9 protein-coding genes and 2 tRNA genes are annotated in these 13,169 nt (G+C 71.5%); 6 read left to right on the top strand and 5 right to left on the bottom strand.

Annotation, left to right across the window (positions count from 1 at the left end; all coding sequences use genetic code 11):
- Window positions 1–49 precede the first annotated feature (49 nt).
- Window positions 50–658 carry a DUF421 domain-containing protein gene (locus OG700_RS20295; RefSeq protein WP_405615565.1) on the bottom strand — a complete coding sequence of 203 codons (609 nt, stop codon included), beginning with the start codon at window positions 656–658 and terminating at the stop codon, window positions 50–52.
- 237 nt (window positions 659–895) lie between these two features.
- Complete coding sequence (locus OG700_RS20300; protein ID WP_405615567.1) at window positions 896–2,341, bottom strand: MFS transporter; 1,446 nt, start codon at window positions 2,339–2,341, stop codon at window positions 896–898.
- A gap of 175 nt (window positions 2,342–2,516) precedes the next feature.
- On the opposite strand from OG700_RS20300, the gene OG700_RS20305 reads away from it, so the two are divergent.
- Window positions 2,517–2,951, top strand: a complete 435-nt coding sequence (locus OG700_RS20305) for an Imm21 family immunity protein (protein WP_405615569.1) — start codon at window positions 2,517–2,519, stop codon at window positions 2,949–2,951.
- A 224-nt stretch (window positions 2,952–3,175) separates the two neighbouring features.
- Here the strand turns inward: OG700_RS20305 and OG700_RS20310 are convergent, their stop codons facing one another.
- A complete protein-coding gene (locus tag OG700_RS20310; protein ID WP_405615571.1) occupies window positions 3,176–4,141 on the bottom strand; it encodes a bifunctional DNA primase/polymerase in 966 nt (321 codons plus the stop codon).
- Window positions 4,142–4,471: 330 nt separating this feature from the next.
- On the opposite strand from OG700_RS20310, the gene OG700_RS20315 reads away from it, so the two are divergent.
- The 3 genes from OG700_RS20315 (at window position 4,472) to OG700_RS20325 (ending at window position 7,734) form a co-directional block, all read left to right on the top strand.
- Window positions 4,472–4,777: a hypothetical protein gene (locus tag OG700_RS20315; RefSeq protein WP_354605740.1), complete on the top strand. Its 306-nt coding sequence runs from the start codon at window positions 4,472–4,474 to the stop codon at window positions 4,775–4,777.
- Window positions 4,778–5,253: 476 nt separating this feature from the next.
- On the top strand, window positions 5,254–5,892 hold the full coding sequence (locus OG700_RS20320) for a SigE family RNA polymerase sigma factor (RefSeq protein ID WP_405615573.1): 639 nt from the start codon (window positions 5,254–5,256) through the stop codon (window positions 5,890–5,892).
- Window positions 5,893–6,069: 177 nt separating this feature from the next.
- A complete protein-coding gene (locus OG700_RS20325; RefSeq protein ID WP_405615575.1) occupies window positions 6,070–7,734 on the top strand; it encodes a long-chain fatty acid--CoA ligase in 1,665 nt (554 codons plus the stop codon).
- Window positions 7,735–7,947: 213 nt separating this feature from the next.
- On the opposite strand, the gene OG700_RS20330 is transcribed toward OG700_RS20325, so the two are convergent.
- Both OG700_RS20330 and OG700_RS20335 read right to left on the bottom strand, forming a co-directional pair.
- Window positions 7,948–11,883, bottom strand: a complete 3,936-nt coding sequence (locus OG700_RS20330; RefSeq protein ID WP_405615577.1) for a PAS domain-containing protein — start codon at window positions 11,881–11,883, stop codon at window positions 7,948–7,950.
- Window positions 11,884–12,064: 181 nt separating this feature from the next.
- The gene (locus tag OG700_RS20335; RefSeq protein ID WP_405615579.1) at window positions 12,065–12,535 is read right to left on the bottom strand and encodes an SSI family serine proteinase inhibitor; all 471 of its coding nucleotides are present in this window, start codon (window positions 12,533–12,535) and stop codon (window positions 12,065–12,067) included.
- A 216-nt stretch (window positions 12,536–12,751) separates the two neighbouring features.
- Between OG700_RS20335 and OG700_RS20340 the strand changes: the two genes are divergently transcribed.
- Together OG700_RS20340 and OG700_RS20345 are read left to right on the top strand one after the other, a co-directional pair.
- A tRNA-Ser gene (locus tag OG700_RS20340) sits at window positions 12,752–12,842 on the top strand.
- A 188-nt stretch (window positions 12,843–13,030) separates the two neighbouring features.
- Window positions 13,031–13,103, top strand: a tRNA-Arg gene (locus OG700_RS20345).
- Window positions 13,104–13,169: the final 66 nt, after the last annotated feature.

Below are 13,169 nucleotides of genomic sequence, written 5' to 3' on the forward strand. Positions count from 1 at the left end.
CGCCTCGTTGCGGACGGCGCGTGCGTGGCGCCGGGGAGCGGGCTCTCCGTTACGAGCCTGTGCCGTCGGTGCGGCCGTCGGTGCGGCCGTGGGTGCGGCGGTCGGTGAGGCCGTCGGTGAGGGTCTGTAGCAGGTTCTCGATCGAGGCGAGTCGCGTCCGCAGCGCCTCGATGTCGCCGTGGGTGGCGGTCTGCTGGTCGGTCTTGAGGGAGAGGACCAGATGCCCGTCCGGTTCGAGCCGGCCCTCGGCGATGTCGCTGATGGCGTCGCCGTTCTGCAGCCGGACCACCTGCTCGATCTCGGAGGGGCGCAGGGCCAGGCGCCGTAGAGCCCGGTGTTTCAGTTTGCCCTTCGCCACGATGACGGTGGGCGTTCCTTCGAGCAGCCTCGCGGCCCGTGGGTCGCGGGCCAGCCACCGGGTCAGCGCGGCGTTGACGACCACCAGCGTGAGGGCTCCGATCGCGCCGCCGAGGAAGCTGTTGTCCGGGCCGATGACCGCGTTCTGTACGACGTTCGACAGCAGAAAGATCACCACGACGTCGAAGGTGTTCACACCCGCGAGACCGCGTTTCCCGGACAGTCGGAACAGAACCACGATCATGGCGTAGACGGCGACCGTACGGACGATCTTCTCCACGATCGGAGTCTGAACGGTCATCAAGTCATGCCACACGGGCGGGAACTCCTCGGAAGGACGTGCGTACGGGACGGGTGTGAGCCTGGGGCTCGTGTGCCGGCATCCCGCGATGGCTCGGCACCCGGTGGCCTGACACGCATACCCAACGGCGGCGGTCCCCGAGTGGTAATGGTGGCGCGTACGTGGTGAGCCGCCGGACGGGACCTGGGTCCGTGTCCGGCGGCGTCCCGGGGGAGGGGGCAGCTAACTGGCGGGACGTCAGACGGCCTTTCCGACAGGAGAGTTGGTCTGATCGGTGTCCGCCGGGGCGGGGTTGGTGCGCAGGGTGAGCCACGCGATGACCGCGCCGGCGGCGGCGATGGCGGCGGCGCCCACGAAGGCCGCCGAGAAGCCGTCCGTCAGGGCGACGGGGTTGCCGAGTTCCTTCGCCCCGTACGCGGCGGCGACGGCGGTCATCGCGGCGAGCCCGAGCGCCGAGCCCACCTGGTAGCTGGTGTTGACGATGCCGGAGGCGAGGCCGCCTTCCTCGGGGCGGGCGCTCGACAGCGCGGTGCCCAGGGAGGGTATGAACGCCAGCGACATGCCGGCGGCGGCGAGCAGCGAGGCGGGCAGTACGTCGACCCAGAAGTTGCCGTCGGGGCGGGCGAAGGACAGCCAGACCATGCCGGCGGCCAGGCCGAACAGGCCCGTCACGATCAGCGGCTTGGGGCCGAAGCGGCCGATCAGCCGGGGTGCCAGCACGATCATCATGATCATGGTGGCGACCGTCATGGGCAGCAGCGCGGATCCGGAGGCGAACGCGCCCAGGCCCAGGACCTGCTGGAGGTAGAGGTTCAGGAAGAACCACATGGGGATCCACGCGCCGGCCATGAGGAGTTGGGCGATGTTGGCGCCCGCGAGGTTGGGGGCGCGCCAGATGGCGAGGCGCATCAGCGGCTCCCGGCGCTTGGCCTGGATCGCGATGAACGCGCCGATCAGTGCGGCACCCGCGGCGAGTACGAGCCAGGTCTCGGCCGAGGCCCAACCGGTCTCCGGGGCGCGGACGATGGCGTAGACGGCGACGGCGAGACCCGCCGTGACGGTGACGGCGCCCGCGAGGTCGATCGAGCCGCGGCGCGCGGCGACGGACGGCATGACGCGCGGGGTGAGGGCCAGGACGACCACCGCGATGGGGATGTTGATGTAGAACACCCAGGGCCAGCTGGTGTATTCGGTGATGACGCCGCCCAGGAAGACGCCGGCGGTGCCACCCGCGGGGGCCGCGGCGCCGTACAGGGCCAGCGCCTTCGTCAGCTCCTTCGGGTTGCCGCCGAAGAGCATCATCAGCAGGGTCAGGGCGGACGGGGCGATCAGCGCCGCGCCGACGCCCTGGAGCGCGCGGCCGGTGAGTTCGACCCAGACCTCGCCCGCCAGGCCGGCGGTGAGGGAACCGGCGGCGAGGACGACCCAGCCGGCGGTGAAGAGCCGCTTGGCACCGAAGAGGTCGGAGAGGCGTCCGCCGAGGAGCAGGAGTCCGCCGAAGGCGACGACGTAGGCGTTGAAGACCCACGACAGGTTCTCCTGGGAGAAGCCCAGGTCACTCTGCATCTTGGGGAGCGCCACTCCGATGATCGAGGTGTCCATGATCACCATGAACTGGGCGAGGGCTATCAGTGTGAGCGCTGTCCAGCGGCGTGGATCGGCTGTGGCGGTGGGCGATGACATGATGCGCTCCTATACGGGAGGGGGGTATCTCCGATCGGAAGAACAACATACCCCCCCGGGGTATTTCACGCCAAGCGGTCCACCCTCACTGGGACGGCACCGAGGCGGATGCGGTGGGGATCGAGTACGCCGGCCGGGTCGCTCTGCCTGGTCACGGCGAGGTGCTCACCCTCGGGTGGGGAGCCGTCGTGCGGTCACGTATCTCGACCGCACGACGACCTTCATCCGATGGCACGCGGCCGACGACGACACCAGGCTGGCGGGCGCGGTGGAGCGGGGCGTGGCGTCCGATGCCTGGCAGGACGTCTTCGACATCACCCTCGGCGGTCGCTACGTTCTGCTGGACTCCGCGACGCGTGGTGACGAGGCCGGCGGAGCCGATGTGATCCGGGTGGATGTCCCCCAGGGGCGATACCGCGTGCCGTCGCCGGTCATCAGCCCGTCCGAGAACGCGTCGTTCATGGTGGAGAGGCCGGCCGTCGCCGCCGCGGTTGAGCCGCCCCACGGTGCGCCGTGGCACCGTGGCACCGGGCGTCAGTCTGCGGGCCGGTCGGTGCGGCGGTCCGCCGTGAAGGCGCCGGCGCCCAAGAGGCGTTCGCCTACGTACTGAAGATCAACGCGAACCGGCGTGCCGACATGTCCGGCGAGGTCAAGGCCACGTCGAACTACGACATCGAGCCCGTGTACGACACCAACAAGGCGAACAAGAAGGCGACGTTGAGCATCGGCGTGCGGTAGACGCCGGGGCAGCGGTAACGGGAGGGGCGTTCGCCGGTACGGGGCCGGTGAACGCCCCTCCTTCACGCCGCCCCCTCCTTCACGCCGCCCCCTCCTTCACGCCGGCCCCGCCGTCAGGCGTGCCGCCGAGGCGATCGTCGCGCGTGCCTCGCGTTCGGTGAGGCCCGTGCGTACGGCGGCGTCGACCAGCGTCGGTGCGAGGGAGTCGCCGAAGCCGTGCTCGTACGCCCGGCAGGCCGCCCAGAACAGCCGGGTGTTGCGCTGCCCCGCGTGCGCGGCGAGCACGAACTGGACGAGGCCGTGGCCCTGCGCCGGACGGCCCCGGTGCCCGCCCGGCCCGGCGTGGCGACCGCGCTCGGGGGGCGTGAGCAGGCGCAGCAGTGCGCGCGGGCAGGCCGCCGGGGTGAGTCCGGCCGAGCCGGGGGCGAGGCGGTACGCGCCACGGGCGGTGACGGAGCCGGGGCCGACGAGATAGCCGCCCGCGCCCCGTACGTCGATGCCGGGCGCCAGGCGCCCCGCCGAGTTGGGGACGGTGACCCCGGCCGGACCCGACAGCCAGATGTGCCGGCCGCCGCTCGGGGTGAGCACGACCACGGTCTCCGGCAGCGTGAACAGGTGCTGGAAGGCGAGCTGTTGGAGCGCGACCACCGAATCCGGGGTGGGGTCCGTCGCGGTGCTCGCCGCCGCCGTCGAGACGCCCGTCGCCCCCGCCTCCGTCGCCGACCCCGTGGCCCCCGCCGTCGTCGGAGTCACGTCCAGGTCGATGCCGATCAGCTGGTGCGGTGCCCGTCCGCAGGCGATGCCGTAACCCGTCGCCCAGGGCGCGGCGGCGAACAGTGCCCGTACGGCGGCGGGGTCGGTCGTGGCGTCGTGCACGCCGTGGCCGGGGAGGCCGCACTCTCCCCGGCAGGGGTGGACGTCCCCGCCGGGCTCGTTCCGGTGTGGTGAGCGCAGGGCGGGGAGCTTGCCGGGGGACAGCGGGATGACGGGGAACCCGCTCTCGGCGGCGGAGAGGGCGTGGGCGAGGGCCAGGGTGGTCGTGTGCTGGGCGGTGGTGGCCATGGCTCTATGTTCGCACTGTTGTTCGAAGAACGGGAGTGGGAAAGATTGGCCGAAAGTGTGCCGAAACGCTTCACCCCTTGTGGGGGCTGGGTCGTGACGCGGTCCGTACGGGCGTATACCGACCGAACTGGCCGGTTGATGTCATGAAGGGGGTTTATCGACATGTCCTCACGCTTGCGAGGGAACATCCCGCTGAAGGCTGGTTCGCCAGGGATTCGGTGGGCAATTGTTGCTCCAGCGACGTCGAGCACAACGTCGGGGCGGTCGGCCAACTGCCCGGACACAAGCCGTACTTCTCGTTCAGAAGATCTCGTTCCTGGAGGAACTGACATGGCAAGCTTCCGTACCGCCCGCGTCTTCGCCGCCGTCGCCGCCCTGCCCCTCGCCGCGGCGCTCTTCACCGGCTCGGCGTCCGCCGACGACTTCGCGGACGACGGATCGAACGCCAGCGTGGCCACGATCGTGGGCAGCGGTGTGGGCGACGACAACTCCGGTAACTCGACGACCACCCAGCAGGTGGCGACCGGCGCCGGCGCGTCGAACCAGAACAACACCGCCAATGTGAACGGCTCCGGCTTCACGGTGATCGACCAGTCCAACGAGAACGTCGCGGTGAACTTCGTCAATCTCTGGTGAGACGCGGCCCGGCGGGGGACCTGACTGAGGGGTGAGCGACGGTCCGCGCGACGGCACTTCGGTGTCGTCGCGCGGACCGTCCTCGTATGTACCCGCGTCCGTCCCCGCGTACGCGCCCGCGTATGTACCTGCGTCCGTACCCGCCGTACCCGCGCACGCCCGTCCACGGTTGTACCCCGCCGCACTGCGCCGCCCTCCCCATCAAGGTGTACGGCTCCGACACCCCCGCCCTCGCGTGCGCGGCCCGCACCGCTCCCACCTGCGGATTCCGTCCCCACCGGGCCCGACACCCGGTGCGCGACGAGGGATCGAAGATCCACAGCGGTCTCCCGCCTCCGGGGCCGACCCTGACGAGCGTCCACCGCCCCTCCACCTTCAGGAGGTGTAGTCGGCGCCCGTCGTACTCCCTGAGGCGGACGCGGCTTCGGGACCTGGGGCCGATCCCCCGGGAGGACCCCGCTCCTAGCGTGGAAGCCATGACCACGCCTGTCTGCGCGACCGCCTCCAAGGCCGTCTCGTATCCGCCGTACCACCCGAACTCGCATCCACCCGCGCACCCGCCCCCGCCCGCGCACCCGCCCCCGCCGGCGCGACCGCATCAGCCGTCGCACCCGCATGTGCCTTACAAGTCCTTCTCGTCGTACGTACGGGCGCGGGGGCCCGTGCTGCTGCGTACCGCGCGCTCGCTCACCGCGAATCCGAGCGACGCCGAGGATCTTCTCCAGACCGCTCTCACCAAGACGTACGTCGCCTGGGACCGGATCGAGGACCACCGGGCCCTCGACGGATACGTCCGCCGGGCTCTCCTCAACACCCGTACCTCGCAGTGGCGCAAGCGCAAGGTGGACGAGTTCGCCTGCGAGGAGCTGCCCGAGCCGGCCGGCCTGCCCGCCCCCGACCCCGCCGAGAAGCAGGTGCTCCACGACGCGATGTGGCGCGCGGTGATGAAGCTGCCCGACCGGCAGCGCGCGATGGTCGTGCTCCGCTACTACGAGGATCTGAGCGAGGTGCAGACCGCCGAGGTGCTCGGGGTCTCCGTCGGCACGGTGAAGAGCGCGGTGTCACGTGCGCTCGGCAAGCTCCGCGAGGACCCGGAGCTGATGCCTGTCCGCTGACGCCTGCCCACTGATCCGCTGACAGCCAGCCGCTCACACCCAGCCGCTGACATCGAGCCGTGATTTCTACTCCCGGGTAGTGACATACCACTTGGTATGTGAGCAGAATCTCCGCAAAACCCTTTCTGCCACGCCGCGCCTCTGTCGCGTAGCGCCAGCGCCCACCGGGAGGACGCCGTGCTGAGCACCATGCAGGACGTACCGCTGACAGTGACCCGCATCCTGCGCCACGGGATGACCATCCACGCGAACTCGCAGGTCACCACCTGGACCGGGGAGAGTGAGCCGCACCGACGCAGTTTCGCGGAGATCGGCGCACGCGCGGCACAGCTCGCCAACGCCCTGCGCGACGAACTCGGGGTCACGCGCGACGAGCGCGTCGCCACTTTCATGTGGAACAACTCCGAGCACGTCGAGGCGTACTTCGCGATCCCCTCCATGGGGGCCGTCCTCCACACGCTCAACCTGCGCCTGCCGCCTGAGCAGTTGGTCTGGATCGTCACCCACGCCGCCGACCGTGTCGTCCTCGCGAACGGCTCACTGCTGCCGCTCCTCGCGCCGCTCCTCCCCCACCTGTCGACCGTCGAACACGTCGTCGTCTCCGGTCCCGGTGACCGGGGTCCGCTCGCCGAGGCCGCCGCCGGCACCGACGGCCGCGTACAGGTGCACGAGTACGAGGACCTGATCGCCGGGCGCCCCGTCACGTACGACTGGCCCGAGCTGGACGAACGCGCCGCAGCCGCCATGTGTTACACCTCCGGCACCACCGGCGACCCCATGGGCGTCGTCTACTCGCACCGTTCGATCTATCTGCACTCCATGCAGGTCAACACGGCCGAGTCGATGGGGCTGACCGACAAGGACACGACCCTCGTCGTCGTACCGCAGTTCCATGTGAACGCCTGGGGCCTGCCGCACGCCACCTTCATGACCGGCGTGAGCATGCTGATGCCCGACCGCTTCCTCCAGCCCGCGCCCCTGGCCGACATGATCGAGCGCGAGCGGCCCACGCACGCCGCCGCCGTGCCGACGATCTGGCAGGGACTCCTCGCCGAGGTCACCGCGGAGCCGCGCGATCTGTCCTCCATGACCCGTGTCACGATCGGCGGCTCGGCCTGCCCGCCCGCGCTGATGGCGGCGTACGACAAGCTCGGCGTACGGCTCTGCCACGCCTGGGGCATGACGGAGACCTCGCCGATCGGCACGACGTCCAACCCGCCCGCCGGTCTCACCGCCGAGGAGGAGTGGCCGTACCGCGTCACGCAGGGCCGCTTCCCCGTCGGCGTCGAGGCGCGGCTGACCGGCCCCGGTGGCGACACACTGCCGTGGGACAACGCGGCGGCCGGTGAGCTGGAGGTACGCGGGCCCTGGATCGCCGCCTCGTACTACGGCGGCGCCGACGCCGAACCGCTCAAGCCCGCGGACAGGTTCAGCGAGGACGGCTGGCTCAAGACGGGCGACGTCGGCGTCATCAGCCCGGACGGCTATCTCACCCTCACCGACCGCGCGAAGGACGTCATCAAGTCCGGCGGTGAGTGGATCTCCAGTGTGGAACTGGAGAACGCGCTCATGGCGCATCCGGACGTCGCCGAGGCGGCGGTGGTCGCCGTGCCCGACGACAAGTGGGGTGAACGGCCGCTCGCCACGGTGGTGTTGAAGGAAGGCGCGAGTGCCGACTACGAGTCGCTGAGGGCCTTCCTCGCCGGGAAGATCGCCAAGTGGCAGCTGCCGGAGCGCTGGTCGGTGGTGGAGTCGGTGCCGAAGACGAGCGTCGGCAAGTTCGACAAGAAGGTGATCCGCAAGCGCTACGCGGACGGCGAGCTGGACGTCACCCGGCTCTAGGGCGTGTTGCGAAAGTAGCGCCGTCCGCCCGAAGGGCGGGGCCGACGGCGTCTGGTGCGTGCGGTCGCAAGGCGGAGGATCGTTCTCGTACTGGACGTACTTGGATGATTCCGACAACGCGGCGAGTGCGCGTGCCAGGCGTCGTCGGCCAGGCGGGACTTTCGCAACACGCCCTAGGTCGGCACCGACTGACCAACTAATCCTCTCCGCAGGTCAGTTGGTGCCGATCTTCGCGAGCAGGTCCACGATCCGCGACTGCACGTCCTCACTCGTGGACCGCTCGGCGAGGAAGAGCACGGTCTCCCCGGCGGTGAGCTGCGGCAGTTCGGCGCGGTCGATACCGGTGGAGGTGTAGACGACCAGCGGCGTACGGTTCAACTGGCCGTTCGCGCGCAGCCAGTCGATGATGCCCGCGCGCCTGCGCCGTACCTGCATCAGGTCCATGACCACCAGATTCGGCCGCATCTGGCCCGCGAGCGTGACCGCGTCGCTGTCCGTCCCGGCGCGCGCCACCTGCATACCGCGGCGTTCCAGCGTCGCCGTCAGCGCGAGCGCGATCTCCTCGCTCTCCTCGATCAACAGCACGCGCGACGGGTGCTGTTCGCTGTCGCGCGGCGCCAGCGCCTTGAGCAGTACGGCGGGGTCGGCGCCGTACGCCGCCTCGCGCGTCGCCTGCCCGAGCCCGGCCGTCACCAGCACCGGGACCTCGGCCGCGACGGCGGCCTGGCGCAGCGACTGGAGCGCGGTCCGGGTGATCGGGCCGGTCAGCGGGTCCACGAACAGCGCCGCGGGGAAGGCGGCGATCTGCGCGTCGACCTCCTCGCGGGAGTGCACGATCACCGGGCGGTAGCCGCGGTCGCTCAGGGCCTGCTGGGTGGAGACGTCGGGGGCGGGCCAGACCAGCAGCCGGCGCGGGTTGTCCAGCGGCTCGGGGGGCAACTCGTCGTCGACGGGCCGGGGCTGGGGGCGGTTCGCGACCTCGACCGCGCCGCCGGGGCCGTCCAGCGGCTGGGGGCCTTCGGCGCCCTCGTCCGGGGCTCCTATGGCGTAGGCGCGGCCCTCGGAGTGGGGGCCGTGGCCGAGGGGGCCGCCCTGGCCGCCGTGGGAGGGGCCGGAGCCGTGCGGTTCCTGGGACTCGTGCTGTTCCTGCGGTTCCTGGGGCGCTTGGGGTTCCTGAGGGGCGGACAGCCTGCGGCGGCGGCCGGCGCCGAGGGTCTGGTTCTGCTGCTTGGTGATCTGCTGCGCGAAGGGCACGCCCTGGCCGAGTGTACGGACGCTGAACGCCCGTCCCTGCGTGGAGTCCGCCGTCATCGGCTCTTCCTCGGGCAGGGGCTGGGCGGGGGGCAACGGCTGGGCGGGGGTGCTGTTGCCGTTGTTCGTGCCGTCGGTGTCGGTGCCGGTGTCGTCGTCCGTGTGCGTGTGTTCGGCCGCCGGTACGGGTACGGGTGCCGGTGCCGGTACGGCTCCGGGGACGGGCCACGAGGGCTGCTGGCCGGGCATCACGCCGACGCCCGAGGTGGTGGGCATGGCCAGCGCCCAGCTGTTGGGGACCGCGGCCCTGGCGTCCTCGTCGACGGGTTCGGGCGCGGGCGCGTCGGGCCGGTCGCTCGGCGGCGTGACGGGGTGCGGCTTCAGCGGCGTGTGGTCCGCACGCGCGTCCGACCGCGCGGAGTCGTGCCGCCCGGGCAACGACGCGTCGGGCGCGCGGTCGGCGTCGGCCGGCGGGAGCGCGAACTGCGCGCGGGCAGGCGCGGCGTCGTCGGCGGGCACCGGTGCGGGCGCGGGCGCGGGCCGCTGCTGGGCGGGCGCCAGCGCACGCCGGGGCCGGCGGATGACCGGCTGCTGGGTTCCCTGTTGCGCTGCCTGTTGCGTTGCCTGTTGCGGTACGGGTGACGGGCCGGAGGTCAGGGCCGGGAGGGCGTTCTGGCCGTCGCCGCGCCGGGCACGGCGCCCCGTGGCCGCTGCCGCGGCATCCTGCTGCGCCCCTTGCGGTACGCCCTGCGGCGGCACGGCCTGGCCGAGGGCCGGGCGCCCGGTCGGGTGCGATCCCTCGGCGGCCGTCACGACCGACCCCTCGGAAGCCCCGGAAGCCCCGGAAGCCGCAGGGGTCACGGGAGGGGCCGACACCGCGAGTTCGGCGCCGGGTACGACCCCGGCCTCGTTCTCCGCCGGGCTCGGCCGGCCGCGCCTGCGGCCCGTACCACCGCCACCGCCGCCGCCACCGGTGCTCTCGCTCCCGCCCGAGTCCTGAGCGGGGACGAGTTCCTGCTGTGTGCCTGGCTGCGCCTCCGACTCGGGGGCCGATTCCGTACGAGCCCTGCGCCGCCCCGTGGGCTCGCCGGGCTCCTCGCCCGCAGCCCCGAGGAACGCGTCCGTGGACGCCCGCCGCGCCCGCCGCCGCCCGCCGCCCGGTCGCCCTCCACCTGTCGACCCCGGCCCGGGGGCCGCCCCTTCCGACGCCTCCGGAGCCCGGCCCTCCTCGGGCGCGGCCGGGTGGAACGTACCCGACCCCTCCCCCAACGGCACTTCGAGTACGTACGCGCTGCCGCCCATGCCCGGCATCTCGTGCGTCTGCAACACCCCGCCGTGCGCCCGTACGATCCCCCGCACGATCGGCTCGTGCACCGGATCGCCCCCGGCGAACGGCCCGCGCACCTCGATCCGTACGACATCCCCGCGCTGCGCCGCCGCCACCACGATCGTCGAGTCGACGTAATCGCCGTCCGGTGCCGTCCGCGTCCGGCCCGTCGAGTCGACCCCCGCCACATCCGCGGTGAGATGCGCGAGCGCCGTCGCCAGCCGTACCGGGTCGACCTCCGCCTCGATCGGCGGCGCGTGCACGGCGAACTGCGCCCGGCCGGGGCCGATCAGCTCGACCGCGCCCTCGACACCGGCCGCCACGACCCCGTCGAGCAGCACCTTCACCTTGGTCAGCTGCTCCAGGCCCTCGTCCAGCCGCTGGTAGCCCAGGACGTTGTCCACCAGCGTCGTCATCCGGGCGTAGCCGGCCGACAGATGGTGCAGCATCTGGTTGGCCTCGGGCCACAGCTGCCCCGCCGGGTCGGCGGCGAGCGTCGTCAGCTCCCCGCGCAGCTCCTCCAGCGGGCCGCGCAGCGCGCCGCCCAGCACGGCGGCCAACTGGTGATGCCGGCGCGCCGTGTTGTCGTACCGCTCCGCCAACTCCTCGATCTCGGCGGCGTACCGGTCGCTGCGATCCGCGAGTTCGGCGGTGTGCCGCTCGACGGCGGCGGCGAGTTCCGCCGTATGGCGCTCGTTCGTCTCCGCCAGCTCCGCCGCGTGCCGCTCGGCGGTCTCGGTGGCCTCGGTGGTGTGCGCCTCGACCAGTTCCTCGTACGGACGGCGGTCGGTGAACGTCATCACCGCGCCGACGAGTTGCTCCCCGTCCCGTACCGGCGCGGTGGTCAGGTCGACCGGCACCTGCTTGCCGTTCTTCGCCCACAGCACCTGCCCGCGCACCCGGTGCTTACGGCCCGACCTGAGGGTGTCGGCGAGGGGCGAGTCCTCGTACGGGAACGGCTCACCGTCACCACGCGAGTGCAGGATCAGCGGGTGCAGCTCCCGGCCGCCCAGATCGGTGGCCCGGAAACCGAGGATCTGCGCGGCGGCGGGATTGACGAGTACGACCCGGCCCTCCGTGTCCGTACCGACCACGCCCTCGGCGGCGGCCCGCAGGATCATCTCGGTCTGCCGCTGCGAACGCGCCAGCTCCGCCTCGGTGTCGACGGTCCCGGAGAGATCGCGGACGACGAGCATCAACAGCTCGTCGCCGGTGTAGTTGTGCAGGTCGTAGGCCTGCTGGCCGTCCTCCAGATTGGCGCTGGTCACCTCGACGGGGAACTCGCTGCCGTCCGTACGCCGCGCGATCATCCGGGTCGGCTTCGTACGGCCCCGCTCGTCACTGGCCTCCGGCCGGCGCATCGAACCGGGGATCAGGTGCGGGTCGAACTCCGGCAGGAGATCGAGCAGACCGCGCCCGACCAGGGCCGTACCAGGGGTTTCGAAGGTTTCGAGGGCGATGGTGTTGGCGTTGACGACGGTGCCGTTGCTGTTGACGAGCACCAGACCGTCGGGAAGTGCGTCAAGTATCGCCGCGAGGCGAGCAGCGCCTCGGGATGGCCTGCTGCTCACGACGACGCTTCCTCCCTGAACCACTGCACCTTGCGGACGGCCGGTCCCATCTTGCCCCTCTGAGTCTCAGCCTGTCACTGGAGGGAGTCTAAGGGCTGGGCGCGGGGCGGGACGGCGGATGAGGGGGAGCTCTCACCAAGGTTGTGTGCACACCCCGTACCGACGGACCCCGCAGCGATGGTCAGCCCCTGGCGGCGGGGAGCACGGGCACGAGGTTCTGCCAGCGGGAGATCTCGCAGCCGTTCTTACGGCTGAACGTCGCGTCGACGCTCCGCCCCTGCCACGTCCCGGTGACCCGGGCGGTGGCGGGCCCGCCCATCTGCATGGTGCACATCTGCCCCTTGGGCACGGGCGTGAACGGGTTCTTCCCCTCACCGGCGATCTCGTCCAGCCGCGCACACGCGGACCTGGCCTCGGGGTGCGTACCGCCGGCGGGCCCGCACTTCAGCTCGTACGTGCCGTCGGCGCGGGTGATGTTGGTGTCCACGACGGTCACGGTGAGCCGGTCCTGCTCCTGCTCCTGGAGCAGCGGCGGCAGCGGCAGCGGCGCCAGATCGAGAGGCCCCGCGACGGCGGTGGGAGCGAGGGCGGCCACGGCGGCGAGCGAGGCGGCGAAGGCGGCGGTGGCGGTGAGGGAGAAGCGACGCGACATGGGAGCTCCTGACGGCAGACGATTCCGAGGGGCCCGACGGTGCGCGCCCGCCATCACTAACGCGCGTGAGCCCCAGTCGTTGCGCACCGACCCGGGGCGCGAAGAAGCGCTTTGCCCTGCGGGGTTCCCGCCTAGTACCGTAGGCGGCGATTGGTGACACCGCGCTCGGCTGTGCCATCATCTGACACGCACCATCCGCGCTCGCGCGGGTGTGCTGGAGGCGTCGCCTAGTCCGGTCTATGGCGCCGCACTGCTAATGCGGTTTGGGACTTAAATCCCATCGAGGGTTCAAATCCCTCCGCCTCCGCGCAACGATCACCGAAGCCCCGCCCACCCGGCCGGGGCTTCGGCCGTTCCAGGCCGCCGCGGACCACTATTTCGGGGCGTTTCCGCAGCTCAGACCCGGTCCGGCTAATGGATTTCACGTGACGCCGAAGGTCATGTAATGTTGTTCTCGCAACGCGGACGGGCCGCCCGAAAGGCCCAGCAAGCCAAGCACTCGTAGCTTAACGGATAGAGCATCTGACTACGGATCAGAAGGTTGCAGGTTCGAATCCTGCCGAGTGCACCGCAGGTCAAAGCCCCCTCAGGATGATTCCGGAGGGGGCTTTGTCATGCTGTACAGCAGCGAAGT

Origin of the sequence: Streptomyces sp. NBC_01508, assembly GCF_045040315.1 — a bacterium.
Lineage (GTDB): Bacteria > Actinomycetota > Actinomycetes > Streptomycetales > Streptomycetaceae > Streptomyces.

What these genes read in the sequence shown, in the direction of transcription:
- OG700_RS20320 (WP_405615573.1), top strand. Translation starts at nt 5,254, where the DNA reads ATGACCACGCCTGTCTGCGCGACCGCCTCCAAGGCCGTCTCGTATCCG.
- OG700_RS20310 (WP_405615571.1), bottom strand. Translation starts at nt 4,141, where the DNA reads ATGGCCACCACCGCCCAGCACACGACCACCCTGGCCCTCGCCCACGCC.
- OG700_RS20315 (WP_354605740.1), top strand. Translation starts at nt 4,472, where the DNA reads ATGGCAAGCTTCCGTACCGCCCGCGTCTTCGCCGCCGTCGCCGCCCTG.
- OG700_RS20335 (WP_405615579.1), bottom strand. Translation starts at nt 12,535, where the DNA reads ATGTCGCGTCGCTTCTCCCTCACCGCCACCGCCGCCTTCGCCGCCTCG.
- OG700_RS20300 (WP_405615567.1), bottom strand. Translation starts at nt 2,341, where the DNA reads ATGTCATCGCCCACCGCCACAGCCGATCCACGCCGCTGGACAGCGCTC.
- OG700_RS20295 (WP_405615565.1), bottom strand. Translation starts at nt 658, where the DNA reads ATGACCGTTCAGACTCCGATCGTGGAGAAGATCGTCCGTACGGTCGCC.